22 protein-coding genes and 1 pseudogene are annotated in these 24,513 nt (G+C 70.4%); 12 read left to right on the top strand and 11 right to left on the bottom strand.

The annotated features are described in order from the left end of the window. Nucleotides 1–63: 63 nt before the first annotated feature. The gene (locus tag A3Q37_RS17630) at nucleotides 64–1,077 is read left to right on the top strand and encodes a carbohydrate-binding protein (protein WP_065485527.1); all 1,014 of its coding nucleotides are present in this window, start codon (nucleotides 64–66) and stop codon (nucleotides 1,075–1,077) included. Nucleotides 1,078–1,144: 67 nt separating this feature from the next. Here A3Q37_RS17630 and A3Q37_RS17625 read toward each other — a convergent pair whose 3' ends face one another. The 7 genes from A3Q37_RS17625 to A3Q37_RS17595 all read right to left on the bottom strand — a co-directional run bounded on the left by A3Q37_RS17625 (nucleotide 1,145) and on the right by A3Q37_RS17595 (nucleotide 9,049). After that, on the bottom strand, nucleotides 1,145–2,071 hold the full coding sequence (locus tag A3Q37_RS17625) for a 1-phosphofructokinase family hexose kinase (RefSeq protein WP_065485525.1): 927 nt from the start codon (nucleotides 2,069–2,071) through the stop codon (nucleotides 1,145–1,147). Nucleotides 2,072–2,199: 128 nt separating this feature from the next. Next, nucleotides 2,200–3,156, bottom strand: coding sequence for a GNAT family N-acetyltransferase (locus A3Q37_RS17620; protein WP_065485523.1), 957 nt, complete (start codon nucleotides 3,154–3,156; stop codon nucleotides 2,200–2,202). Continuing rightward, nucleotides 3,143–4,372, bottom strand: a complete 1,230-nt coding sequence (locus tag A3Q37_RS17615) for an MFS transporter (RefSeq protein WP_065485521.1) — start codon at nucleotides 4,370–4,372, stop codon at nucleotides 3,143–3,145. Before A3Q37_RS17615 ends, A3Q37_RS17620 begins: the two co-directional genes overlap by 14 nt. Nucleotides 4,373–4,538: 166 nt before the next feature. Continuing rightward, nucleotides 4,539–5,753: an acetyl-CoA carboxylase biotin carboxylase subunit family protein gene (locus A3Q37_RS17610; RefSeq protein WP_065485519.1), complete on the bottom strand. Its 1,215-nt coding sequence runs from the start codon at nucleotides 5,751–5,753 to the stop codon at nucleotides 4,539–4,541. Continuing rightward, the gene (locus tag A3Q37_RS17605) at nucleotides 5,750–6,514 is read right to left on the bottom strand and encodes a hypothetical protein (protein WP_065485517.1); all 765 of its coding nucleotides are present in this window, start codon (nucleotides 6,512–6,514) and stop codon (nucleotides 5,750–5,752) included. The genes A3Q37_RS17610 and A3Q37_RS17605 overlap by 4 nt, the downstream gene beginning before the upstream one ends. Next, a complete protein-coding gene (locus A3Q37_RS17600) occupies nucleotides 6,508–7,731 on the bottom strand; it encodes an argininosuccinate synthase-related protein (RefSeq protein WP_079137844.1) in 1,224 nt (407 codons plus the stop codon). Before A3Q37_RS17600 ends, A3Q37_RS17605 begins: the two co-directional genes overlap by 7 nt. An 85-nt stretch (nucleotides 7,732–7,816) precedes the next feature. Next, a complete protein-coding gene (locus A3Q37_RS17595; RefSeq protein WP_065485514.1) occupies nucleotides 7,817–9,049 on the bottom strand; it encodes a hypothetical protein in 1,233 nt (410 codons plus the stop codon). A 584-nt stretch (nucleotides 9,050–9,633) separates the two neighbouring features. On the opposite strand from A3Q37_RS17595, the gene A3Q37_RS17590 reads away from it, so the two are divergent. The 5 genes from A3Q37_RS17590 to A3Q37_RS17570 all read left to right on the top strand — a co-directional run bounded on the left by A3Q37_RS17590 (nucleotide 9,634) and on the right by A3Q37_RS17570 (nucleotide 14,917). Beyond that, nucleotides 9,634–10,302, top strand: a complete 669-nt coding sequence (locus A3Q37_RS17590) for a hypothetical protein (RefSeq protein ID WP_218064558.1) — start codon at nucleotides 9,634–9,636, stop codon at nucleotides 10,300–10,302. 414 nt (nucleotides 10,303–10,716) lie between these two features. Further along, nucleotides 10,717–11,547, top strand: coding sequence for a class II aldolase/adducin family protein (locus A3Q37_RS17585; RefSeq protein WP_065485512.1), 831 nt, complete (start codon nucleotides 10,717–10,719; stop codon nucleotides 11,545–11,547). Further along, nucleotides 11,544–12,710, top strand: coding sequence for a histidinol-phosphate transaminase (locus tag A3Q37_RS17580; RefSeq protein ID WP_369691456.1), 1,167 nt, complete (start codon nucleotides 11,544–11,546; stop codon nucleotides 12,708–12,710). The genes A3Q37_RS17585 and A3Q37_RS17580 overlap by 4 nt, the downstream gene beginning before the upstream one ends. Nucleotides 12,711–12,799: 89 nt before the next feature. Further along, nucleotides 12,800–13,507, top strand: coding sequence for a nucleotidyltransferase domain-containing protein (locus A3Q37_RS17575; RefSeq protein ID WP_176711440.1), 708 nt, complete (start codon nucleotides 12,800–12,802; stop codon nucleotides 13,505–13,507). Between the two features lie 12 nt (nucleotides 13,508–13,519). Beyond that, nucleotides 13,520–14,917, top strand: coding sequence for a lysine N(6)-hydroxylase/L-ornithine N(5)-oxygenase family protein (locus A3Q37_RS17570; RefSeq protein WP_255311839.1), 1,398 nt, complete (start codon nucleotides 13,520–13,522; stop codon nucleotides 14,915–14,917). Nucleotides 14,918–15,004: 87 nt separating this feature from the next. On the opposite strand, the pseudogene A3Q37_RS35765 reads toward A3Q37_RS17570, so the two are convergent. The 3 genes and pseudogenes from A3Q37_RS35765 to A3Q37_RS17560 form a co-directional block, all read right to left on the bottom strand. After that, nucleotides 15,005–15,230 (bottom strand): annotated as a pseudogene (locus tag A3Q37_RS35765) (leucine zipper domain-containing protein); the annotation flags it as partial. A gap of 96 nt (nucleotides 15,231–15,326) precedes the next feature. After that, a complete protein-coding gene (nagA, locus tag A3Q37_RS17565) occupies nucleotides 15,327–16,484 on the bottom strand; it encodes an N-acetylglucosamine-6-phosphate deacetylase (RefSeq protein ID WP_065485502.1) in 1,158 nt (385 codons plus the stop codon). Beyond that, on the bottom strand, nucleotides 16,484–17,416 hold the full coding sequence (locus tag A3Q37_RS17560) for an ROK family protein (RefSeq protein WP_065485499.1): 933 nt from the start codon (nucleotides 17,414–17,416) through the stop codon (nucleotides 16,484–16,486). The genes nagA and A3Q37_RS17560 overlap by 1 nt, the downstream gene beginning before the upstream one ends. Nucleotides 17,417–17,811: 395 nt before the next feature. On the opposite strand from A3Q37_RS17560, the gene A3Q37_RS17555 reads away from it, so the two are divergent. Beyond that, the gene (locus tag A3Q37_RS17555) at nucleotides 17,812–19,089 is read left to right on the top strand and encodes an ABC transporter substrate-binding protein (RefSeq protein ID WP_065485497.1); all 1,278 of its coding nucleotides are present in this window, start codon (nucleotides 17,812–17,814) and stop codon (nucleotides 19,087–19,089) included. A gap of 38 nt (nucleotides 19,090–19,127) precedes the next feature. Beyond that, nucleotides 19,128–19,424 (top strand): DUF3263 domain-containing protein, encoded by a 297-nt coding sequence (locus A3Q37_RS17550; protein ID WP_065485495.1) that lies wholly within the window; start codon nucleotides 19,128–19,130, stop codon nucleotides 19,422–19,424. A gap of 122 nt (nucleotides 19,425–19,546) precedes the next feature. Here the strand turns inward: A3Q37_RS17550 and A3Q37_RS17545 are convergent, their stop codons facing one another. Further along, complete coding sequence (locus A3Q37_RS17545) at nucleotides 19,547–20,227, bottom strand: phosphotransferase (RefSeq protein ID WP_065485493.1); 681 nt, start codon at nucleotides 20,225–20,227, stop codon at nucleotides 19,547–19,549. 203 nt (nucleotides 20,228–20,430) lie between these two features. Here A3Q37_RS17545 and A3Q37_RS17540 point away from each other — a divergent pair, with 203 nt between their 5' ends. From A3Q37_RS17540 to A3Q37_RS17525, 4 genes are all read left to right on the top strand, one after another. Next, nucleotides 20,431–21,810, top strand: a complete 1,380-nt coding sequence (locus A3Q37_RS17540) for an alpha-lytic protease prodomain-containing protein (RefSeq protein WP_065485490.1) — start codon at nucleotides 20,431–20,433, stop codon at nucleotides 21,808–21,810. A 115-nt stretch (nucleotides 21,811–21,925) separates the two neighbouring features. After that, nucleotides 21,926–22,786 carry a carbohydrate-binding protein gene (locus tag A3Q37_RS17535; RefSeq protein ID WP_065485487.1) on the top strand — a complete coding sequence of 287 codons (861 nt, stop codon included), beginning with the start codon at nucleotides 21,926–21,928 and terminating at the stop codon, nucleotides 22,784–22,786. 201 nt (nucleotides 22,787–22,987) lie between these two features. After that, on the top strand, nucleotides 22,988–23,497 hold the full coding sequence (locus A3Q37_RS17530; RefSeq protein WP_065485483.1) for a SigE family RNA polymerase sigma factor: 510 nt from the start codon (nucleotides 22,988–22,990) through the stop codon (nucleotides 23,495–23,497). Between the two features lie 86 nt (nucleotides 23,498–23,583). Next, nucleotides 23,584–24,492, top strand: a complete 909-nt coding sequence (locus A3Q37_RS17525; protein ID WP_065485481.1) for a hypothetical protein — start codon at nucleotides 23,584–23,586, stop codon at nucleotides 24,490–24,492. Nucleotides 24,493–24,513 lie beyond the last annotated feature (21 nt).

Raw genomic sequence — 24,513 nt, 5'->3', positions numbered from 1 at the left:
TCCGTTCGAGGTAGGCTCGGCCGGTCGGCGACGGCTGGCGAGATGGTGAGGAGTGACCCAGGGATGACGGCCGGAAACAACGGCGCGAGCAAGCCCGAGGACGACGATCCGTTCGGCTACCTGTACGCGGACGGACAGGCGGCAGGCGCCCAGGCGCCCGGCCAGGGCGGCTACGGCTACCCGGGTCCGGCCGCGCAGCCGGGCGTGCCCAGAACGTCCTACAACCAGGTGCGTGCCGTCGGGGAGCGCCAGTACGGCCAGCAGCAGGTGCCGCAGCAGCAGGGCGGGTACGGCTACCCGCCCCAGCAGGCCTACGGCCAGCCCGCGCAGCAGTACAACCGGCCGAACCCGCAGTACGCGGCCCCCGAGACCTACCCGGGCGGCGCGTCCCACGGGCAGCCCCCGGCCCAGGGCGGCCACGGCGGCGGCACGGGCCGCGGCGGCCCGAACACCAAGGCGCTCCTGATCGCGGCGGTCGCCGTGGTCGCGGTCGTCCTCATCGGCATCGGCGCCGCCCTGCTCACGGGCGACGACGGCGACAAGGACGACAAGAACGACGAGGCGTCCTCCTCGCAGGGCCCCGCCGGCGAGGTCGAGGAGTCGAAGAAGCCGGAGAAGGAGAAGCCGGAGGAGACCCCGAAGCCGGTCGAGCTGCCGAAGCAGGACGCGGCGACGCTGACGCTGGGCGGCACGGCGTCCCTGGACTCCACGGTGAAGGGCGCCAAGGGCGCGAACGGGAACTACATCAACCTGAACGAGGTCGGCCGCTCGGCCACCTGGTCGGTGGAGGTGCCCGAGGCCGGCGCGTACACCCTGTACGTGACCTACGGCGTGCCCGGCAAGGACGCGAAGACGACCCTGACGGTCAACGACCAGGAGCCCCGCTCCATCAACATGAAGAACTTCGCGAACGCCGAGGAGGGCGACCTGGAGAAGGGCTGGACGAACACCTACGCGTACGTCCAGCTCGACAAGGGCGCCAACACCCTCAAGCTGTCCTGCGAGGAAGGCGACGAGTGCGACGCCAACCTCGACCAGCTGGAGCTGAAGGCGGGCCACATCAAGAAGAACGGCTGACCGCCGCTTCCCCTGCTCACGCCCCGATCGCCGTCCCGGTGGCCGGGGCGTCGGCGTGTCCGGGCGGTCAGGGGGCCGGGACGTGCGGCTCCACCGTGACGCGCGGCAGCAGGTCCGCGTAGGCCGCCGCGTCGAACTCGCCGGCCGTCGGGGCCAGCACCGTCGCCGTCGACAGGGCCACCGCCCGGGCCAGCCGCTCCGGCCAGGGCAGGCCCTCGGCCAGGGCGGACAGCAGCCCGGCGACCGCGGAGTCGCCCGCGCCGGTCGGGTTGCCGCGCACGGGTGCGGGCGGGGCGGCCCGCCAGACGCCGTCCGGGGTGAGCGCGAGCACCCCCTCCGGGCCGAGCGAGGCGACCACGGCGTGGGCCCCGCGGCGGCGGGCGTCCCCCGCGGCGCGCAGCGGATCGCGGGAGCCGGTCAGCCGGGCCAGCTCCTCCGCGTTCGGCTTGACCAGGTCGGGGCGGGCGGCGATGCCCCGGCGCAGCGGTTCGCCGCTGGTGTCCAGCAGTACGGGTACGGTGGCGGCGCGGGCGATCCGGACGAGTTCGGCGTACGCCCCGACATGGATGCCGGGCGGCAGGGAACCGCAGAGCGCGACCGCGTCGGCCCCGGCGACCAGCTCCTCGTACGTCCGCAGGAAGGCGGCCCATTCGGCGGGGCTCACCTGCGGTCCGGGCTCGTTGAGCTGGGTGGTGTCGCCGCTCGACCGGTCGGTGATCGCGAGGGTGCGGCGGGTGTTCCCGGCGACCTCGACGAGGGCGTCGCGCGGCGGGAGCGGGGCGAGGAGGCCGCGCAGGACGTCGCCGTTCGCACCGCCGACGAACCCGGTGACCACGGCGTCGTGGCCCAGCGCCCCCAGCACCCGGGCGACGTTGAGGCCCTTGCCGCCGGGCCGTTCGATGACCTCGCCGACCCGGTGGCTGCCGTGCGGGACGAGCGCGTCGACGGTGTACGTCACGTCGAGCGCGGTGTTCAGGGTGACGGTCAGGATCATCTCGGCCGGCCCCTCCCTCGGTGCATGGCCCCAGCGGTGCGCGCCCCCGGCCGGCGGCACACGATCTGATGATCATGTCAAAGCGATGGCGGTCGGCCCAGTCCCGGACGCCGACCGCCATCGCTTCGTTACGTGCTCACCGTCACCGACCGGGCGTCCCGGAGGCCCCGGGCGCGGAATCGGTCCTTCAGCGCCTCGTCGGGTGCGGCCGACAGGATCAGAAGATCGTGTCCGGGGGCCTGTGCGGTTTCCGGCCAGGACAACGGCGCGCCTCGGAGCCCTCCCCACGTCACCACGAGCGCGGGGTCGGACAGCGACCGCAAGGTGAGAAACCTGTCGGCGTACTCGCCCGCCAGCCGGGGGTCGAGAATCCGGGAGGGCACCGGGGTGAAGCCGAGGCGGCTCTTGAACGTGAAGAGCCCGGGCTGGACGACATGGCCGAAGAGGGAAGGGTCGTTGCCGAGGGACGCGAAGGCCAGTCCGCTCTCCCGGGCGAACTGCAGCGCCTCCAGGTAGGCGACGCGCATGACCCGGCTCGCGCGCGCGTCGGGCGAGGCGGCGGAGAAGCGCATCTGCATCACGGACTGCTCGGGGCGGATCCACCACAGCGATCCGACGATCATGCGGGCGCCGCTGTGCACGCTGACGCTGACGTGCTCGTCGGACGCGTCCAGGAGGCGGTCGCGCCAACGGCGCGCGTAGTTCTTCCCGCGCGGCATCGCTTCGATCTGACGGTCGTAGACGACCAGGAACTCGTCCACGAGTTCCGGGGTCAGCCCGACGTGGACACTCACCTTCAAGCCTTCGTCCTGGACGAAGCGGCGGCCGAGACGGGCGTTTCGGCGCTCGGTGCCGGGGAGCGCGGCCTCGAATTCCGCCGCCGACTCCTTGACGGGAGCGCACCAGTTGATCCAGCGCGGGCGCGTCACGAATCCCAGACCGGCGAGAGCGGACTCGTCGAGGCTGTCCGGTTCCGCGAGCCGGACGATGTCGACCGGCGCCCCGGCGCTCTTCCATGCCTGCCGCTCGGCCTCCGCCCGGTCCACCGTGGCGACGACCACACCGTCCTGCTCAGCGATCTCCAAGGGAAGCTCCTTCCAGGGCGTCCGCCTTCTCGGCGGCACGTTCAGAAGTACGGGTGTAGACGGCCCAGACCACGACTGCGGCGCCCCACAGGCCCAGCGCCGGCAGCCAGTACCGGAATCCGTCGAGACCGCTCGCCCATGCGAAGAGGAACCCGGACAGGGGCGAGGCCCCGGTGATGAACATGCGGATCGTCGCGTTGGCCCGGCCGGCGACGTCGGCCGGAATCGTCTCCTGCCGGTAGGTGATGGAGGCCACGTTGCTGACGGCGACCGCGAAGCACTCCACCATGAATCCGAGGAGCCGCAGGGGGAGCAGCGGCGTGGCGATGAGGGCCAGGCCGACCAGTCCCAGCACCTGGGCCGCCAGCACGCGGCGTTCGGTGCTCCAGCGGGGAACGATGGCCGGGGCGAGCCGACTGGCGAGTGCGCCCATGAGCAGGCCCGTGGCCATCACCCCGGAGATCACACCGGTGTTCATCCCCCCGTCGCTGAACTGGGTGATGAGGGCGGGCTCCAGCTGCCCGATGGCGAGGTTCGTCATCGACATGGTCACGACGAGCCAGAGGATCTCGCGGCGCCCGACCCAGCGGAATCCGATCGCGAGGTCCCGCCGGATATCCATCCTCTGATGGCTCGACGGTGCCTGGGGAAGCAGCCGGGCGATACAGCCCGCGACCAGGTACAGGGCCCCGATGCACAGCGAGGCCGCCGCCGGACCGAGCAGGGCGAAGGCGGTTCCGCCCAGGAGCAGCCCGATGACCTTGGACACCTCGATGGCCGAGTTCAGCTTGGCGACGGCCGTGGCACGGAGGGGCGGGGAGATCAGCACGGGGATCAGCACGAACTGGCCGGTGATCGAACTCGCGACGCCCCCGACCCCGGAGAGGAGGACCAACAGGGCCACGGAGAGCTGGCTGGACAGCGTCGACGCAAGCAGAACCAGGCACACGGCCTGTTGCAGCTGGGCGAGGACATAGACCGTCCGCTTGTCGAAACGGTCGATCACCGAGCCCAGAAAGGGGGATCCCACGTACGAGACACCGCGCAGGGCGAACGAGACGAGCGCCAGTGCCACGGAGTCCGATTCCGCCAGCACGGCGAGCGGAATGACGATTCCCAGTTGCCAGTCGGCGACCTTCGAGAACATCGAGGACGTGATGAGTACGCGCAGCACGCGGGTGTCGGTGGGCGGCGTGGGCGGGGACGTGGCGGTCATACGTCCGCGCCTGTCCGGGCGCGGAGGTCGGACGAGGAGGCGGGACGTCGGTGCCCCGCCGCTGTCCGAAGCCCGTTCGGGCCGAAGTCAGGCATGCCAGTTCTCTCGTTCAAGGAAGTGGGCCGGGTGCGGCGCGCTCGCGCGGTGGTGAACGCTCCGCACGCGTTCACCGCCGGTACTCGTCCTCGATGCGGGCCAGCTGCCGCAGCAGCGTCTCGTCGTCGGGGGCCTGGACCACGTACGAGTCGAGGAAGTCCGTGGAGTGCCGGACGCCGCCGCTGCTGTTGCCGGCGCCGCGGTGCGTGCTGTGTTCCACGACCCCCAGCGTGGCCAGCCGGTCCGGTGCGATCCCCCGGGAGCCGGAGCCGCCCGGGTAGAAGGAGATGAAGCCGCTCGTACCGCTGCCGGTTACGGGCTCAGGGACCGATCCCAGGGAGATGTTCAGCCCGGCGTCGAGGCGGATCTGCGTCTCGACGATGTCGAAGCCGTACTGCGCCTGGATGACCGGGGGGATGATGCCGCCCGGCGGACGTGCGGCGACCTCGCAGAAGACCAGTTGGTCGGATGCGCTGTGAAACAGCTCCAGGTGCGTGGTGCCGTCCTTGAGCCCCAATGCGGCCAGGACGTCCGCGTTCACTTCGGTGATGCGCTTGTGCAGTTGGCTCTCGCCCACGAGGACGGTGCCGAACATGCCCCCCGGGGTGTAGCTCGCGGGGTCCGCCAGATACCTGCCGACGCTGCTGAAGACGATGCGTCCGCCCTGTACGACGGAGTCGCAGTGGTATATCTGGCCGCTGACGAACTCCTCGATCTCGTAATGGGAGTCGGAGAGATCGAGGCGGTCGACCACGCTCCGCGCCTCGTCCAAGGACGGGACGATGTAGAGGTCCTTCGCGGCGAGGCCCAGTCGGCTCTTGATGACCTTGCGGCCCGTGCTCCAGTCCACCTTCCCCAGATCTTCGGGGGTGTCGAGGGCGGCGAAGTCCGGAACGGCGGCGGCGCCGGCCGCCCGTACGGCCTCCTTCATCCTCACCTTGTCGCGGAAACGCAGTCCGGTCTCGTAGTCCATCCCGACGAGACCGAACATCGAGCGCATCTCCGCCGCGAGGAGTACCGCCCTTTCGTGCACGGCTATGACCCTGCTGATGGGGTGGTTGCGCAGCGTCCACGCGCAGATTTCCCGCCAGCGGTCCTCGTCGTTGGCGTCGCACAGCGCGACGTGGTCCAGGGGGTTCTCGGCGAACCCCCAGGCGCCACCGTCGATCTGTTTGCGGGCCACCATGTGAATGTCGATTTCCGCGGTCGGCAGGATGTGGGTACCGCTGCGGTGGAAGTGCGAGTACGGGTGGGCGTTGATGAAGAGCGCGGTCGTCCTCGTCATCGGGTCGCCTCCTTCCAAGGCTGGGCGGGGCCGGTGAGACGGTCGTCCGCGCGGCCGACGGCGCCGGCCAGGGCGGCGTGCGTCAGGTCGAATCCGGTGTGCCGCCGGATGAACTCGCTCTGCTCGTCCGTGCCGACGGTGGGTGCGCCGCCGAGGACGCGCACCTCGCCGTCCCGGCCGCGCAGCCGGATACGGGCGGGTCCGTTCCGCAGGCCCGCGGCGTCGAGGAACCCGTTCAGGGCCGCCCCGACGCTCTCGTACTCATCGGCGCTCAGCACCTCTTCCGGCAGGACACGTTCGGCCGGGAGCGGCGAGGCATCGGCGCCCATGAGCGCCACCCATCGGTGCCGCCCGGCCTCACTGAAGGTGTATGCCCACCGGTCCGTGGCGCCGTGGGCAGCCTCGCCGGGAGGGCCTGCCGCGAGGCGCTCGATCACCTCGACCGGGGTGCCGGCCGTGCCGAGGACGGCGTTCGCCAGCGCGGCCGCACGCGCGCCCTCGTCGCTGAGGGAGATCACCGCGGTGGGCGCCAGCGGGCGCAGCACCTCCTCGACGAACCCGGTGAACAGCGTGTCCTGGGTGAAGTCCACGCTGTAATAGCCCGAGGAGTCGTCGACCAGTTCGTGCACGGGAGTGCCGGGGCGCTGCACGAACACGGTGCGGCAGTCGAGAACATGGGCTGTACGAGCGGTATGCGCGGTCGCATCGACGATGACCAGGAGGCCGGTCGCGGGCGCGGTGTCCGGTGCGGTTCCTACCACAGTCCGTTTCCCTTCTCGTCGTTCGTCGCTCCGGCCAGGCAGGACAGCTCTCTCCGGATGGAGGCCTGCTCCCAGCCCTCCCTGTCGCGTACGTACTTGGTGGCGTCGGCGACGATCGAGACCGTGGAGGTCCGGCTGCGGTCCAGCCGCCAGCGCACCGATCCGGTTACCGGTGCCGTCAGTTCTGTGATGAAGGCCTGGCAGGCCGCTCGCAGACCGCCGAACCAGCGTCCTTCGAGTGCCTCACGGACCCAGATCTGCTCGACGTGGAGCTTCTCCCTGAGGGATTCGGCGTCGAGCGTCGCCGTCTCCAGATGGCGTCGGGACGACAGCAGCAGCCAGGCGGCGGGCATCTCCCGTACTTCGAGGACTTTCATGCCGTCCGGCAGGTGCTCAAGGCCGGTGTAGCGGCCCAGGCCGTGTGCCCCCGCCGTCCGGTTGAGCGAGGAGACGATGTCCGCGAGCGGGGCCTCCCGTCCGTCGACGGCGACGGGGGTTCCGGCGCGGAAGGCCACCTCCAGGTACTCCGCTTCGGGAACCCCTCGACTCGCGCTCCACCGGTAGAACGCTTCCGGGACCTCGTGGCGTTCGGGGTCGTCCAGGATTCCGGATTCGAACTCGCGGCACCACAGGTTCGAGTCGCCGCTGGCCGTGCGTTCCGCCATCTCCTCCAGCCCGACGGCCCGCAGCTCCTTGATCTTCATCTCCCGGTCCACGGGGTGAAGGTCGTAGGGCGTGCCGAAGTGCCCCTCGAACCCGAGCTGGTCCAGTGCGCCGTTCAGCCTGCGCAGGGTGTTCTGCGAGCGGTTGGCGGTGTGCAGGATCATCCCCGCGTCCAGCTCCCGCGCCACACGCACGGCCGCGCGGGCGATGAGCGGTCGGCTCAGGGACGAACTCACGGGGTGGGTGTCCAGGTAGACGCCGTGGGCGGCGATCGCGGGCTGGACGAACTCCTGCAGGAACGCGTCCCGTTCGTCGATGAGGTGCAGTCGTACGCCCAACTGGTCGGCAATGTACCGGATCTGATCCGGCTTCTCGTCGCCGCCGACGTCCACGCTGAGAGCGTGCACCTCGGTGGCGCCAGCCTGCACCAGCCGGTGCAGGAGGTAGGTACTGTCCAGGCCACCGCTGAACAGAGTCACGATGGGGCGCTTCACATCGACATCACTGTGTGTGATGTCATGAAAAGACCTGATCCCCCTTCGGCTTGTCTTCACACCGCACGTCCTTATGGTCCGGCCGGAATCTGCATGAGGAGGCGGTCATGCCGCCGTCCTCTGCCCGGAGTAGGGCTCCCCGCTGTCAGCGGTCGGCGGTTCGCGCGCTGTCGCGCAGGAAGGAGAGTTTCGAGTACAGGCCGCGCTTGGCCGAGATACCGAGTGCGGCGAGATGCGCCTCGACCAAGGTGGTCAGGCGGCCGAGCTCCGCGTCGATCGTCGATCCGTCCATGCCGTCGTGGTGACGGGTGTCCAGGTACTCCGTCTCCACCTGGCGCATCACGCGTCCGGTGCCGTCGCTGAGGGTGACCTCGTCCGTTTCGATGCCGAAGCCGTGGCCGGTGGTGACGGACTGGATGTTGATGTCGAACTTGGTCCGCCGCAGGCTCGGCAGGCGCTGGACGCTCAGGTCCGGGAACTCACGGGAGAGATAGCCCTCGAAGTCGCCCTCCGGGACCTCTATGCCGTTGCGGAAGGTCTCGACGCGCCGCAGCGAGTCCTTCGCGAACTTCTTCATCTTGAGCCGGTACCTGCCGTCCGGGTACTCCTGGAAGGCGAAGTGGCCGACCCGGTCGGCCGGCGCGGTCACCTCGAAGTTGTGCTGGACGAAGTGCCAGCGGGTCAGCTCGTAGCCGGGGTCGGGGATGAACCCCGGCAGCTTCCCTGCCTCGACGGCTGCCCACATGCCCTGGGTGAGGGACCAGATGTTCGCCTCGTCGAGGAGGGTGATCTTCTCCTCGATCTCGATGTCCTTCTCGTACAGCAGCTGGGTCTTGTCCTCGACGCGGACGAAGTTCTCCAGCTCGGTCCGGCGCTCGAACGCCGTCGCGACCAGTGCGCCGAGCTCGGCGTCGGCACGGTGGTCGAACCGGGCGACTCGGGTGAAGAGCACCCCGACGGCACGTACCCGGGTGCACATCAGCACCTCGGTACGGGACTGCTCCGCGCCCTCGTGCGTACGGAGCAGCATGACCGGGGCGAGCGAGGCGAGAGCCGCGTCCTCGTGGACCGCGGCCGCGGGATGCCCCAGCGCTGCCAGAGCGGTGCTCAGGTAGTCCGTGAACCCCTCGTCGAGCCCCGTGCGGCCCCAGGCCGCGGTCGGCCCGGCCGGTGGCTCGGGAGTCTGCGCCCGGCCCGCGGAATCCAGCACCGCCACGGATCGCGCGACCGTGTCCTCCTGACGCAGGTACTCCACGACCCGGACGCCGTCGCCCTGTTCGGGGGCGAGCTCGACAACGCACACCGGCGCGTTCTCGACCGGCGCGACCGTGTACTGACGGGCGATGTCGGCGAGGACGAGGCGCCTGGAGACCGTCATAGCGGACCCCTGATCATCAGCGGACAACTGCGTTGTCAATGCGACTCCTAAAACTCACTAAGCCGTGAAAGGGGTACCGGCGATCGCAGTCGGTAAATCCATGGATTTCCGAGCTGGACAAGACGATGACTGAAACGCCCCTCGCGGCGTTGCGGGGGCCGAAACGGGACAATCTGTGACGCCGACGGCAACGAGGTGTCGTGGTCGGCGGTCAACCAGATGATCAACCGAGTAAGTACGATAGGCGGCCCCGTCATTAGACGTCAACAGTTCGACTTCCGCACTCATTGCTTCACGCCGCTTGACCCATTTTTGTCCGTTTAGGGCGGGGGGTTCGGCCTAAGCGGAACGTGTCTATCCGGGAGCCTCATCTCATTCCCCGAGATGCAATAGGAAAGCGGTTTACAGGATCTCGGGTGCCGGTCTAGGTTCGCTGAGGTCGCCCGGCTGGGCTCCGAGTGCAGAGTCGCGGATTCCGCTATCTATAACCGGCGCCCCTCGTGATATGACCGCCCCTCCGTGGTGTCTGCGGCGGGCCGGGTGGTTTTCCTCAGCGATACAAAAACAGTCTCTAGGCGGTAGAAGTGCGCACTCAGCAAGAACCTGCGGATTCCGGAATCAATACCGGACGCCTGGTAGCCGTAGTGGGTCTGGACGGGGCGGGTAAGTCTTCCCAGGTCCGGATGCTCGGCGACTGGCTCCACTCGCAGGGGGTGCCGGCGCAGGCCCACGAGAGCCTCACCATGGCACCGGTGCGCAAGGCGCTGAACTTGATGGCCGAGCAGGACGGTTTCGAGGACCATCTGGACCTCATCGGAGGCGAGACCATGCGCCTCGTCTCCGCATGCTCGCAACTGGCGCGCGTCTCCGCCTTCGAGAGGGGTCTCACGAAGTCCCCGGACCTCGTGATCGTCGACCGCTATGTCTACTGCCAGTACGCTCTCGCCAAGGCCGAGGGGGTCGGCAGTGTGGACTTCCTGCGCAGGCTTCTCGGCGGCGCGCGCAAGCCGGATCTCACGATCTTCCTGGACGTCTCTCCGGCCGAGGCCGTACGCCGCATCAACGTGCGCGGAATCGACGAGGAGAGCCCGGAATTCTTGGCGGCCTTCCGGGAGGCTTATGTCGGCCTGCCTGAGTTCGCCGACTTTGTTTCGGTCCCGGGGGATGGTGATTTCGAAACAGTACAGGCGGCGATGAGGCAGGCCGTGGTGTCTGCATTCCCTGAAATCTTTTCAAAGGTTTTGGCTTCCTGATCCTACGATCCACCGGATATATCAAGTCCCGGGTGACCGTCCTGCGCGGACAGTCGGCCCGGGCGGGTGGCGCCGCGCACCTGCCGGGACGAGCCGTGCGGCCTTCGTTCCCCCGGCGTGCGCGCGGGGCGTCACACGCCTCAACACGCTGCACGGGCCCCGCCATTTCGGGCATCGGGCGGGTGCCCACGCCGATGTCCCGCCCCGCGCGGGCGACGCCCCGCGCCACTTCGACCTGCGCGCCAGGCATCTTCTGACCGGCCGCCCGTCGTGCCCTGCCTCGCGCCCGGCCCACACCCACACCGGCCACGGGCCTGCCTTCTTCGCCGTGCACACCGCTGGGTTCGCCACCGCCGTACGGCGGCCCCGGGCGTTCGGCTCCGCCAACGCATCCGACAACGAGGGGAATACACCATGAAGGGTTCGATCGTCCTGGTGAACGACACTGACGATCCGGAGATCGTGCGGTCGGCCATCGAGGAGCGGCACCACCGACTGGCGCAGCTGATCGCGGCACTTCGCCTTTTCTCGCGGTGGGGCTATGACGAGGGCGAGGGGTTCGCCGGCCATTTCGCCTGCCGTGACCCGGAGCTGACGAACGCGTTCTGGGTGAACCCCGTCGGGGTGCACCTCTCGACGATCGACGTCGACGATCTGGTGCTGCTGGACTACGAGGGCAACGTCCTGGCGGGCCGCCACCCGGTCAACATCGGGGCCCTGGTGCTGCACTCCAGTGTGCTCGCCGCGCGTCCCGACGTCGTGGGCTCCGCGCACTTCCACTCCACCTACGGGCGCATCTGGGCCGCCACCGGCCAGATCCTTCCGATCATCAGCCAGGACACGTGCGCCTTCTACCAGGACCAGGCCGTGGACCACGAGTTCGGCGGGCTTCCGCACACCTTCGAGGACGGCCGGGCGACCGCCGAGGCGCTCGGCGAGGTCAACACCTTGATCCTCAAGTACCACGGTCTGCTGGCGGTGGGGGCATCGGTGGAAGCGGCGGCCTGGCGCTACATCACCCTGGAGCGGGCCTGTCAGGCGCAGGTGTTGTCCGCCGGCCTCGGCCCGTTGGAACCGATTCCGCACGAGGTCGCGCTCAGGACGCGGAAGTACGTGGCCTCCGAGGAGAGCGCACGCGCGCAGTTCCAGCCCCTCTACGACTACATCGAGCACCTGGACGGGGCATGGACCACCGACCCCTCCCGGATGCCCGCTCCTAAGGAGCTCGCGCCCACGGCGGGTTGATCCCGCCCGGCTCCCCGGATGGTTCGCGAGAACCGCCGGTCCATCCATCCTCAGGAGGACGGTTGAAAGCGCAACTTACCCGGCCGGAACTGGACAGACTTCCGTCCTACCTGCCGAGTCCCATTCCGCTCGACGGCAGGGGTGTGCCCCAGGCGCCCGACGCTGCACGCCTGGCCCTCAACGAGCTTCCCTTCGGCCCGCTTCCCGGAGTGCTCGACGCCGTCATCCGGGCCGCCACCGGCTCCAACCGCTATCCGGACATGGCGGCGGTCGCGGTGCGGAGCGCCCTGGCCGGCCACCACGGCATCACCCCGGACCGGGTCGTGACCGGCTTCGGCTCCGTCTACCTGCTCGAACTGCTCCTGAAGGCGGTGTGCGAGCCGGGCCAGGAGTTCGTCTTCCCCTGGCGTTCCTACGAGGCCTATCCGGTCGTCGCCGTGGGCGGCCATGTGCGCCCGGTCCCAGTCTCCTGTTCCGACGGCGTCGACCAGGACCTTGACGCGATGGCCGCGGCGATCACCCGCGACACCCGCGTGGTGCTCATCTGCAACCCCAACAACCCCACCAGCACCGCCGTCACCAGGGCAGCGCTCACCGCGTTCATCGACGCGGTCCCGGACTCGGTCCTGGTCGTCCTTGACGAGGCGTACGCCGAGTTCGTCAACGACCCCGATGTTCCGGACGGGCTGGTGGAGTTCGGCGACCGGCGCAATGTGGTGATCCTCCGAACGATGTCGAAGGCCTGGGGCCTGGCCGGTCTGCGCCTGGGGTGGCTGGCCGCGGCGCCGGAGGTGGCCGAGGCCATGCGCAAGCTCCTCGCGCCCTTCGCCACCAGCACGTTCGCCGAGGTGGCTGCGCTGGCCGCGCTCGAACAGGAGAAGGAGGTACGTCGCCGCGTGGAGTACATCACCGCGGAGCGTGCCCGCATGTTCCCGGTGCTGAAGCAGATCGCACCCCGTGCCCCCGTCTCGCACGCGAACTTCTTCTGGCTCCCCATGCGGGATCCCGCCGCCTTCGCCGCGCACTGCAAGGCGGGCGGCGTGCTCGTCCGCGACTTCCCCGAGGCCGTACGGGTCACGGTGGGTGCCGCCGCGGAGAACGACCGGTTCCTCGAACTGGCGGCGACCGAGGGCGCATTCCTCGCGGCCGGGGCGGGCCAGTGATCATTCCTCTTGATTCCGACGGCCACTTGATCAACCTCGCGGACATCGGCAAGGTCGGTCCGGAGTGGCACCCCCTCATGATGAGCCTGGTGGAGGAGTACCGTTCGCGCTATCCGGACCTCGCCAGCGTCTATGTGCGGGGATCGGTGGCTACCGGCACCGCCGTACTCGGACGCTCGGACCTCGATCTGGTGGGCGTGACCCGCCGGGAGCACCAGATCGACCGGGAATGGGTCGGGGAGGCATCGGAGCGCACGCTCGACCGCCACGCGGCCGTCGTCGACATCGACCTCGCCATCACGTCCGTCGCCGCGGTACTCGGCGATCGAAAGAGCGGGTTCTACATCAAGACCCAGTCGGCACTGGTCCACGGCGAGGACCTCGCGCCGCGCATCGCCCCGTACCGGATCGGTCCGGAGGCGTTCAGCCACCTCTTCAACCTGGAGCTCGATCTCAAGGTCGTCCGTGACGCCGTGCACGGCGCGTCCGATTCCTTCGCGCAGACGCTCATCATGCGGCTGGTGAAACGCGTGCTGCGCGCCGGCCTCGAACTGGTGGCGGAGCGGCAGCAGGTGTACACCCGCGATCCGGACATGTGCTGCGATTTCTTCGGGACGCATTACCCGGAACATGAGCCTGCCATGCGGAGTGTTCTGGACCTCATGTCCGACTTCAGCGACACGGCGGACGCGCTGCGAAGAATTGATTCATGCGTGGAGTGGATGGCGGTGGAGAGGTCCCGCGTCTACCCGGGGGAACTGCCGAAATTTGCTTTCATCGACGATCTCGGAGTCTGAGGGGTGCCCGTCTTGAGTACACGTACAGCGGCGGAGAGCGAGACAGGCGTGCTCCGCTCGCCAGGGCGGAGCGACGTGCTCGATGTCGTGGGCATCGGATTCGGTCCGTCGAACCTCGCCCTCGCCATCGCACTGGCCGAGCACAACCAGGAGGTCCCCGAGGCAGACCGCGTCTCGGCGCGGTTCTACGAGAGGAAGCCGGCGTTCGGCTGGCACCGGGGCATGCTCCTGAAGGACACGACGATGCAGGTGTCCTACCTCAAGGACCTCGTATCCATGCGGAACCCGTGCAGCAGGTTCAGCTTTCTCTCCTACCTGCACGCCAGGGACCGCCTGGTCGATTTCATCAACCATAAGACGCTGTTCCCCTCCCGCAGGGAATTCCACGATTACCTGGAGTGGTCCGCGCAACCGTTCGGGGACGCGGTCGACTACGGGCGGGAGGTCGTGGACGTCGTTCCGGTCGAGGAGGCTGGAGAGGTCACCCACTTCCAGGTCCTCACCCGGGCCGGCGGCCCGCAGGCCGAGCCGACCGTCCAGCGCGCACGGAACGTCGTCGTGGCGGGCGGGCTGCGGCCCCGTCTGCCGGACGGCACCTCGCTGTCCGACCGGGTGTGGCACACGAGTGAGCTCCTCGACCGACTGGAGACTCTGCCCGCCGGGGCCGCGCGGACCCCCCGTAGCTTCACGGTGGTGGGAGCCGGGCAGAGCGCCGCCGAGACCGTCGCGCACTTGCACGGCGAGTTCCCTGACGCCGACATCCACGCCGTCTTCGCCCGCTACGGGTACGCCCCGGCCGACGACAGCGCCTTCGTCAACAAGATCTTCGACCCGGAAGCGGTCGACCACTTCTACACGTCGCCGGACGACGTCAAGGAGATGATGTTCGACTATCACCGCAGCACCAACTACTCGGTGGTGGACATCGAACTGATCGACGAGCTGTACCGGCGGCTCTACCAGGAGAAGGTCGCGGGGAAGCAGCGACTGCACGTCCACAACCTCACCCGGCTCCTGACCGCGGACGCCGGCGACGAGCATGTGCGGGTCGGGATCGAGTTCCTGCCGACCGGCCGGCAGGACGTCCTGCGCACCGACTACCTGGTCCTCGCCACCGGGTACCGGCCCACGGATCTGAACGGGATACTCGGCAGCGCCGAGCCGATCCTACGCACCGACGACAAGGGACGCGTCTGTGTGAACCGCGACTACAGCGTGGAATCCATCCTCCCGGGCCCCGCTGCGATCTACCTCCAGGGGCCGACCGAGCACAGCCATGGGATCGCCTCCAGCCTGCTGAGCAACACGGCGGTCCGAGCCGGCGAGATCACCAAGGCGCTCGCGAAGCGCCTCGTACGGGACATCGACGCGCCCCGCGCCCCGGCGCTCACGGCAGCTGCGCCGCTGTGAGCGCCTTGCACGCGGGGGCCCTGGTACCGCATCGTCCGGTACCAGGGCCTCCTTCTTCGGGGACACCCCCTAGGTGTAGGGAAGCGAAGTGCGCGGTGGCCCGTAGGGCGGGCGGCTGGAGCGGTCGCTCATTGCGGTGACGCGGAGCTGCCGGTAGCGGCGGGGCCCAGCGGGCTGCGGTGGTGTGGCTGACCTGGAAACGCTCGGCCGCCCGCCCTACGGGCCACCCGGCCGCGACGACGCAGCGGGCCGGGCGAAGTCTCCCGGTCTCGGTCAGCGGGGCATTACGGGTGGACCACGAGGGCCTCCTGATCTCGGTGGAGATGTCGCAATCAACACCGAGATCAGGAGGCCCTCACCCGTTTCGAGAATCCGGCACGCGTGTCACCGACGTCCCGGGACGACACACCTAGGCCGTCTTCGGCTCGATGATCCACTCGCCCCGGCGCATGACGCCCTTCAGGACGAAGTCCTCGTCGAGGACCACCAGGTCGGCGTCCTTGCCCGCGTCGAGCGAACCGACCCGGTCGTAGACGCCGAGCAGCCGGGCCGGGTTGGCGGAGATGGACCGGACGACGTCCTCGACGGGGATCTCGTCGAGGACGACCGCCCGGCGGAACGCGGTGTCCAGGGTGAGCGTGGAGCCGGCGATCGAGCCGCCCTCCACCAGCCGGGCGACGCCGTCCTTGACCTCGACCGCCAGCGGCCCGAGGTCGTAGGAGCCGTCGCCGAAGCCGGCCGCGTCCATCGCGTCGGTGATCAGCGCGACCCGTCCCGCGCCCTTGTGGCGGTAGGCCAGCTCCAGGACGGCCGGGTGCAGATGCGTGCCGTCGTTGATCAGCTCGACGGTGATCCGGTCGTCCTCCAGGAGGGCGGCGATCGGGCCGGGCTCGCGGTGGGCGAGCGGCGGCATCGCGTTGAACAGGTGCGTGGCGACGGTCGCGCCCGCGTCGATGGCCTCGACGGTCTGCTCGTACGTCGCGTCCGTGTGGCCGATCGCGGCGATGACCCCGTGCTCGGCGAGCAGCCGTACGGAGTCGATGCCGCCGGGCAGTTCGGTGGCGAGGGTGAACATCCGGGCGGTGCCGCGCGCGGCGTCCAGCAGCTTGCGGACCTCGGCCGGGTCCGGGTCGCGCAGCAGCTCCTCGCTGTGGGCGCCCTTGCGGCACGGCGAGATGAAGGGGCCCTCGAAGTGGATCCCGGCCAGATCACCCTGCTCGACCAGTTCGGACAGCTCGCCCGCGCGCCGGGCGAGGAAGTCCATCTCGCCGGTGACGGTGGAGGCGACCATGGTGGTGGTGCCGTGCTCGCGGTGCGTACGGATGCCGGTGAGGACCTCGTCCACGGTGCCGGAGGTGAAGGAGGCCCCGCCGCCGCCGTGGTTGTGCATGTCCACGAAGCCGGGGACCACCCAGTGGCCGGAGAGGTCGATGGTCCGGGCGCCCTCCGGTGCGGAGGCGGCGATACGGGTGCCCTCGACGGTCACCCGGCCGTCCTCGACCGTCCCGGTGGGGAGCACCACCCGGGCGCCGGCGAGAACGGTGCTGTCTGCTGCGCGTCCGGCCATCAGGCGGAAACCTCCGTGGCGAGTAGGTCCCAGGCGAGCAGCCCCGCGCCCAGGCATCCGGCGGTGTCCCCGAGGGCCGCCGGGACGATGTGGGGCAGCTTCTGGAACGTGATCCGTTCCTCGACGGCCGCACGCAGTGGTGTGAACAAGGTTTCCCCGGCTTCGGCGAGACCGCCACCGATGATGAGCGTGCCCGGGTCGAGGAGGGTGAGCGCGGTGACGAGGCCCGCGGCGAGCGCGTCGACCGCGTTCCGCCAGACCTCGATCGCCGCCGGGTCGCCCGACGCGACGGCCTTCGCACAGTCCGCGGCGTCCGCCCCGGGGTCCCCGGAGGCGGCGGCCCAGGCCCGGGTCACCGCGGCGGCGGAGGCCAGCGTCTCCAGACAGCCGCGCTGGCCGCAGCTGCACTCGGGTCCTTCCGGGCGGACGACGATGTGGCCGATCTCGCCCGCGTCCCCGTGGGCGCCCGCCTCGATGGCGCCCGTGATGCCGATGGCCCCGGCGATCCCGGTGCCGAGCGGGACGAACAGGAAGCGGTCCGTGCCGCGCCCGGCCCCGATGCGCCCCTCGGCGAGCCCGCCGGTGCGGACGTCGTGGCCGAGGGCGACCGGGATGGCGCCCAGCCGCTCGGAGAGCAGGGCGCGCAGCGGTACGTCGCGCCAGCCCAGGTTCGCGGCGTACACCGCGATGCCCTTCGCGGAGTCGACGATGCCGGGCACGGCGACCCCGGCGGCGACGGCGCTCTCGCCGAGGTGCTTCTCGCCGTGGGCCCGCAGATCCGCCGCGAACGCGAGGATCGACTCGATGACCGCTTCGGCGCCGCGCTCCCGGTCGGTGGCCCGCCGCGCCTCGTGAAGGAGGGTGCCGTCGGTCCCGACCAGTGCGGCCTTCATTCCGGTGCCGCCCACATCGAGGGCGATGACATGTCTCACGGGAGACAGTTTCGCCCGCCGACCCCCAAAAGGTCTAGTCCACTAGCATGGTTTGTTGCGCACCCATACAAAATGATGAACGAGTGAAGGCGGGCCTTTTTCTCCCCGAACGTCACGAATGGGAACCCCGGATCGGGTGGAACCCGGCCTAAAGGTCTGGACCAAGATACGGGGAGGGGGCTCCGACTTCCAGTGTCCGCAAGCCAGTTGTGGCCCTCAGGGCCCGTATACGTTGCCGAAGCGATACGCCGGTGGTGTAGACCTTCGCGTCGGCAATGGGGGAAAATTGCAGTTCATCCGGACGGTGCCCAGGACAGGGGCGGCACTGCTGCGGCCGAGCGAGGCCGTCGGCCTGCGCCGTGCGCACCGTTCGCGGGCAAGGGCGATCGACGAGGATGGGCGAGGCTGTGCAGCGGCGCTTTTTGGGTCTGACCGCGGCGGTGGCCGCGCTGGGAATGACGGCAACGTTGTCGGCCTGCGGCGGTGACGCGGGTTCGGGCGACGTGACGCTGAAGCTGGTCGCCGCCGATTACGGCACCGGCCCGGAGAACAGCTCCGAGAAGTACTGGAGCGGGGTCGCCTCGGGCTTCGAGAAGGAGCACCCCGGCATCAAGGTCGAGGTCACCGTCCTGTCCTGGAAGGACGTCGACCGCGAGGTCGCCGAGATGGTCAAGGCCGGCAACGCCCCGGACATCGCCCAGATCGGCGCGTACGCGGACTACGCCAAGGCGGGCAAGCTCTACACCGCCGACGAGATGCTCGCGATCCGCACTACGGCGAACTTCCTGCCCTCGCTCACCGACGCGGGCAAGGTCGACGGCACGCTGTACGGCCTGCCCTTCGTCGCCAGCACCCGGCTGCTCTTCTACAACCAGAAGCTCTTCGACCAGGCGGGCCTGGACGCCCCCGAGACCTGGGACGACATCAGCAGCGACGCCGCCGCCCTCAAGGCGAAGGGCGTCGACTACCCCTTCGCCCTGCCGCTCGGCCAGGAGGAGGCCCAGGCCGAGACCCTGATGTGGCTGCTCAGCGGCAACGGCGGCTACACGGACGACGTCGGCTCGTACGACATCGACTCGGCCGAGAACGTCGCCACGTTCCGCTGGCTGCGGGACAACCTCGTCGGCAAGGGCCTCACCGGCCCGGTCGCGCCGGGCAAGCTGGACCGGGCGAAGGCGTTCGAGGCGTTCACCGCGGGCAAGGTCGGCATGCTCAACGGCCACCCCACCCTGATGGACGAGGCCGAGGCCAAGGGCGTCAAGGTCGGCATGGTGCCGCTGCCCGGCTCCGACGGCCCGACCAAGGGCTCCATGGGCGTCGCCGACTGGATGATGGGCTTCAAGCAGAACGGCCACCGCAAGGAGATCGGCACCTTCCTGGACTACGCCTACTCCGACGAGAACGTGCTGGAGTTCGCCGAGGAGTACGACCTCCTCCCGGTGACCGGCACCGCCTCCGCCGCGATGGAGACCGACCAGAAGCACCAGAAGCTGCACGAGTTCCTGGCCGCGCTGCCCAACTCGACCCTGCCCCCGTTCGGCAAGACGTCCTGGGCCACGGTCAGCGACGCGATCAAGAAGAAGATCGGCAACGCGGTCGCGCCGGGCAGCAACCCCGAGAGCATCCTCGGCGAGATATCCGCCGAGGCGACGCAGGCGGAGGCCGCGGAGTAAGCGGCCGGGTGTCGGGGGCGGGTATTAGGTTGGTTGATATGACCGCCCCCGACCCCGATCACCCCGCCCCCGAACACCGCGACGCACCTGCCGCGCCCGCGCCCGGTGCGGACGAGCTGTCCGTACGAGACCGGGCCCTGCTCGCCCTGGAGCGGCGGCCCTGGCCGGGGCCCGGGGCGAAGGAGCGGGCGATCCGCGAGGAGCTCGGGATCTCGCCGGTCCGCTACTACCAGCTGCTGAACGCGCTGATCGAGGACGAGCGGGCGGTGCGGGAGGATCCGGTCACGGTGAATCGGCTGCGGCGGGTGCGGGATGCTCGGCGCGGGCGGCGCTGAGGGTTGCTGTCGGGGGCTCCGCCCCCCCCCGGACCTCCACTCCTCAATCGCCGGAGGGACTGGAGTGTGCCGGCGGCGGCTTGAGCGTGCCGGACGTGCTCGGTTCGCCTCAGGGGCTGGATTTACGGCGAGGTATCCAGCACCAGGTCAACCGCCCCGTCCAAACAGCCCCGTTCGGCCTCCGTCAAGTGCGGGTTCTGCTGCTGGCGGGTCCGGGCCAGCTCCAGGTCGGCGGCCGACGCGCCCCCGTCGTCGGCCAGTTCGGCGAGGAGTGCCGCCAGCAGCGGCCGTACGTCGGCGCCCGCCGGGAACGCCGGGTCCAGCGCGTTCCGGGCCAGGGTCAGCGCCGACATCGCCCGGTCCAGGCCGGGCGGGCCCTCCGCCGCGCTGGACCAGTCGATCACCACCGCGCCCTCGGCCGTCAGCATCACGTTCTCCGGATGCAGCTCCAGATGGAGCACGCAGTCCTCCGGGTTCGTCGAGACCCGGGGCGGTATCGCGTGCAACTCCCGCAGCAGCCGGGCCAGCAGGGCCCCCGCCTCGGCCGCCCCCAGCCGCCCCGCGAGCAGGGCCTCGGCCAGGGTCGGGCCGGTCAGCCGCTGGAGCACCAGGTCCGTGGGGCGGGCCCCCTCGGCGGGCGGGCCGATGCGCGGCACCGGGAAGCCGAAAGCGCCGACGTAACTCATCACGGCCAGCTCCTCCGTGACGTCGGTGCGGTCGCGGTAGCGGCGAAGGACCCAGGAGCCGTCGAGTGCGTACACGTCGGCGGTGCGTCCCGAGCCCAGAAGTTGCCCTGTGTGCATGAGGGCGAACCTACCCGGGCGCCCCGCCGAAAGGGAGACGGCTTTCCCCCCATCTCACGGGGGCGTCCGGCCCCATAACGCGGAGGGAGGGGGGTGAACGGGATCTCCTGTGCCGGGCGTCACCGCCGCTACGGTTTCGGCAATTCCCTGGTCCGGACCAACCCCGCCGGATCCGGACACCCCCCTGAACCAAGGAGAGTCACGTGGAGAGAACCACGCTCCGCAGACGCGCCCTCGTCGCCGGCACCGCCACGGTGGCCGTGGGTGCGCTCGCCCTCGCCGGGCTGACCGGCGTGGCATCCGCCGGCCCCGCGGGCACCACCGCACCGCCGGTCTCCGCCGACAGCCTGTCGCCCGGGCTGCTGGCTGCCATGGAGCGCGACCTCGGCCTGGACGCGGACGACGCCCGGAGCCGGATAGCCAACGAGTACCGCGCCGCCGCCGTCGCCGCGGGGCTGGAGAAGTCCCTCGGCGCCGGCTACGCCGGAGCCCGGGTCAGCGGCGCGAAGGCGACCCTGACCGTCGCCACCACCGACGCCTCCCAGATCGCCCGGATCACCGAGGCCGGGGCGAAGGCCGAGGTCGTCGGCCACAGCCTGGACCGGCTCGAAGGCGTCAAGGAGGCCCTCGACAAGTCCGCGCTGCGCAAGGCTCCGAAAGACGTGCCCGTCTGGTACGTCGACGTCGAGGCCAACCGGGTCGTCGTGAACGCGGCGAGCACCGCCGCCGGGACGGCGTTCCTCAAGGCGGCCGGGGTCGACAGCTCCCTCGTCACCGTCGCCCGCTCCGCCGAGCGGCCCCGCACCTTCGCCGACCTCCGGGGCGGCGACGCGTACTACATGAACGGCTCCGGCCGCTGTTCCATCGGCTTCTCCGTCAAGCGCGGCACCCAGAACGGCTTCGCCACCGCGGGCCACTGCGGCCGGGTCGGCACGACCACCAACGGCTTCAACCAGCAGGCCCAGGGCACCTTCCAGGGCTCCACCTTCCCCGGCCGCGACTACGCCTGGGTCGCCACCAACGCCAACTGGACCCCGCGCCCGACGGTCAACGGCTACGGGCGGGGCGACGTCACCGTCGCCGGCTCCACCGCGGCCGTCGTCGGCGCCTCGGTCTGCCGCTCCGGCTCCACCACCGGCTGGCACTGCGGCACCATCCAGCAGCTCAACACCAGCGTCACCTACCCGGAGGGCACCATCTCCGGCGTGACCCGCACCAGCGTCTGCGCGGAGCCCGGCGACTCCGGCGGCTCGTACATCTCCGGCAACCAGGCGCAGGGCGTCACCTCCGGCGGCTCGGGCAACTGCTCGTCGGGCGGTACGACGTACTTCCAGCCGCTCAACCCGCTGCTCCAGGCGTACGGGCTGACCCTGGTCACCAGCGGTACGCCCACCGACCCGCCGACCACGCCGCCGACCGACCCGCCCACCGACCCGCCGGGCGGCACCTGGGCGGCCGGCACCGCGTACGCCGCCGGAGCCACGGTGACGTACGGCGGAGCGACCTACCGCTGCCTCCAGGCCCACACCGCGCAGCCCGGCTGGACCCCCGCGGCCGTCCCCGCGCTCTGGCAGCGCATCTGACCGCCCCGGACCGGGCCCGGCACCCCCGTAACAGCGCCTCCTGAACCTCCCCGCCTCCCGCCTCCCCGCGTCGAGGCTCCCCGAGGACTCCGAGGAAACCGTCATGACCCCACAAATGGACAACGCAACCCCCCATGACCCGGACGCGTCCGACGAGGCGTCGGGCGGCCGGCGGCGGATCAGCCGCAAAGGCCTCCTGAAGGCCGCGCTCGTCGCGAGCGCCGCACCCCTGCTCGCCGGAGGGGGCGTCGCGCTCGCCCGCGACGCTGCCTCCACCGGGAACGGGCCCCTGGCCCCGACCCCGGAGTGCGACGACGGCGACGACACGACGCCGCCGCAGATGGAGGGGCCGTACTTCAAGCCCAACTCGCCGCGCCGCACCAGCCTGGTGACGCCCGGCACCCCCGGCGTACCGCTCACCGTGAGCGGTTACGTCTTCGGCCGGGCCTGCCGCCCCATCTCCGGGGCCCTGCTCGACTTCTGGCAGGCGGACACCAACGGGGCGTACGACATGGCCCAGTTCGCCTTCCGGGGGCACCAGTTCACCGGTGCGGACGGCTCGTTCAGCCTCACCACGATCGTGCCGGGCCTCTACCCGGGCCGTACGCGCCACCTCCATGTGAAGGCGCAGGCGCCCGGCGGCCGCATCCTCACCACCCAGCTGTACTTCCCGAACGAGCCGCGCAACAACACCGACGCCCTGTTCGACCCCGAGCTGCTGATGAACGTCCGCGACGTCGGCAACGGGCGTCAGGGCACCTTCGACTTCGTCCTGGACGTCGCCCAGACGCCCGGTCCGACCGATCCGCCCACCGACCCACCCACCGAGCCGGGGACCAGCTGGGCCGCCGGCACCTCCTACCGCGCGGGCGACCGCGTGACCTACGGCGGGGTCGCCTACCGCTGTCTCCAGGCGCACCAGGCCGTCTCCGGCTGGGAGCCGCCGAACGTCCCCGCGTTGTGGGAACGCGGGTAGACGACAGGGACAGCGAGCGCACCACCGCCCGCGCCCCGTTCACGCCGTCCGGCGCGTGAACGGGGCGCTTTCTGCGTGCCTGTGCGTCTCTGTACGTCTCTGTACGTCGGAAAAGTTCTCGCGGACCGCCTGAAACATTTGCCCGTGCCCGTCGCGTCGTAAAGGGGGAAGGGCGGAACAGGTGGGCGGACGGGGGAGAGTATGAAGGGTGCGCGTACCGATGAGTTCAGGGTGTTCGCGGCCGGTCGGGCCGGCCATCTGTTCCGCTCGGCCTGCTTGCTGACCAGCGGCGATGTGCATCTCGCCGAGGATCTGGTGCAGGAGACGCTGAGCCGGATGTATGTGACGTGGGGCCGCGCCCGCCGGATCGACAACCCGGCGGCGTACGCCCAGACCGTGCTGGTGAGGACCTTCCTGACCCATCGGCGGCGTCGCTCCGCGAGTGAACGCCCGCTGGCCGAACTGCCCGAGGGCGCTTCGGCCGACCCCGACGACCCGGCGCTGCGGATGACGCTGCTGCGCGCCCTGTCCCAACTGGCGCCGAAGGACCGCGCGGTCGTGGTCCTGCGGTACTGGGAGGACCGCAGCATCGAGGAGACCGCCGCCGCCCTCCAGGTCAGCCCGGCCGCCGTACGGACCCGCTGTGTGCGGGCGCTCGGGCGGCTGCGGGAACAACTGGGCGGCAGCATCGCGGAGTTCGCCGCCCGCTGACGTACGGGCACTGTCTGCCCCCCGGCCCGCGCGGGCCGTAGAACTGTCGAGCAATCCGATACGAGTACGAGAAGTGGTGGTTCCCCATGCCCAGTGAAGACGAGCTGCCGTTCGAGGACAGCCTCGGCACGGAACTGCGCCGTGCCGGAGAGACCTTCGAACTGTCCGGCCGTGCCGCCCTGGTGGACGGCGCGCTGGAACAGGGGCGGCGCACCGTGCGCCGCCGCCGGGTCGCCGCCGTGGCCGGAAGCGTGCTGACCCTGGCCCTCGTCGGCGGCGGAGTCACGTTCGCCACCGGCCAGTTGGGTGCTTCCGGCGACGGGGTGAACGTCGCGAGCAGCGCCCCGGTCGCCCAGACGGTGACGCCCACGGCGGAGACCGCCACGGACGCCGCCACGCCCTCGGCGTCGCCCACGCCGGAGGACGCCGCGACGGTCGCCCCCTCGCCCTCGGACGCGCCGACGGCCGGCGCCACCGCCACCCCCACGGCGGGTGCGGGCACCGATGAGCCCTCGCCGGACCCCGGCTCGCGGGGAACGCACGACGCCGGGGAGCCGGCGCCGCCGCTCGACTACACGCTGCTGATGCCCACCTTCCGCGCCCTGCTGCCCGACGGGCTGACCGTGACGGACGTGACGGACAGCGGGGGCGAGTTCGCCTCGGTCGTCGTGAACGACGGCAAGGGCCGCTCCCTCGTACAGATCAATGTGCAGCCCGACATGCGGGACGTCGCCCACCAGCTGTACGGCGACGCGACCACCCTGCCCGACGGCACCCTGCTCGCCACCTCGAAGAAGCCCGGCGAGAAGGGCGGTTCGGGGGTCGTCATGTGGACGGCCGACAGCATGCGCCCGGACGGTATGCGGGTCGTCGTCTCGGCCTTCAACTCCGGCGAGCAGTCGAGCCCCGCCACCCGCAAGGCGCCCGCGCTCACCATGGACCAGCTCACCGCCCTGGTCATCAGCCCGGAGTGGCCGAAGCTCCAGCAGCGGTAGGCAGGAGGACCGAGGCCGGCG

Origin of the sequence: Streptomyces sp. PTY087I2, from assembly GCF_001687325.1 — a bacterium.
In the GTDB taxonomy this organism is placed as follows: domain Bacteria; phylum Actinomycetota; class Actinomycetes; order Streptomycetales; family Streptomycetaceae; genus Streptomyces.
Note: the sequence above shows the minus strand (reverse complement) of the source record. Positions and strands in the feature narration are given on the sequence as shown.

What these genes read in the sequence shown, in the direction of transcription:
- A3Q37_RS17630 (WP_065485527.1), top strand. Translation starts at nt 64, where the DNA reads ATGACGGCCGGAAACAACGGCGCGAGCAAGCCCGAGGACGACGATCCG.
- A3Q37_RS17625 (WP_065485525.1), bottom strand. Translation starts at nt 2,071, where the DNA reads ATGATCCTGACCGTCACCCTGAACACCGCGCTCGACGTGACGTACACC.
- A3Q37_RS17615 (WP_065485521.1), bottom strand. Translation starts at nt 4,372, where the DNA reads ATGACCGCCACGTCCCCGCCCACGCCGCCCACCGACACCCGCGTGCTG.
- A3Q37_RS17610 (WP_065485519.1), bottom strand. Translation starts at nt 5,753, where the DNA reads ATGACGAGGACGACCGCGCTCTTCATCAACGCCCACCCGTACTCGCAC.
- A3Q37_RS17595 (WP_065485514.1), bottom strand. Translation starts at nt 9,049, where the DNA reads ATGACGGTCTCCAGGCGCCTCGTCCTCGCCGACATCGCCCGTCAGTAC.
- A3Q37_RS17585 (WP_065485512.1), top strand. Translation starts at nt 10,717, where the DNA reads ATGAAGGGTTCGATCGTCCTGGTGAACGACACTGACGATCCGGAGATC.
- nagA (WP_065485502.1), bottom strand. Translation starts at nt 16,484, where the DNA reads ATGGCCGGACGCGCAGCAGACAGCACCGTTCTCGCCGGCGCCCGGGTG.
- A3Q37_RS17555 (WP_065485497.1), top strand. Translation starts at nt 17,812, where the DNA reads ATGGGCGAGGCTGTGCAGCGGCGCTTTTTGGGTCTGACCGCGGCGGTG.
- A3Q37_RS17550 (WP_065485495.1), top strand. Translation starts at nt 19,128, where the DNA reads ATGACCGCCCCCGACCCCGATCACCCCGCCCCCGAACACCGCGACGCA.
- A3Q37_RS17545 (WP_065485493.1), bottom strand. Translation starts at nt 20,227, where the DNA reads ATGCACACAGGGCAACTTCTGGGCTCGGGACGCACCGCCGACGTGTAC.
- A3Q37_RS17535 (WP_065485487.1), top strand. Translation starts at nt 21,926, where the DNA reads ATGGACAACGCAACCCCCCATGACCCGGACGCGTCCGACGAGGCGTCG.
- A3Q37_RS17530 (WP_065485483.1), top strand. Translation starts at nt 22,988, where the DNA reads ATGAAGGGTGCGCGTACCGATGAGTTCAGGGTGTTCGCGGCCGGTCGG.
- A3Q37_RS17525 (WP_065485481.1), top strand. Translation starts at nt 23,584, where the DNA reads ATGCCCAGTGAAGACGAGCTGCCGTTCGAGGACAGCCTCGGCACGGAA.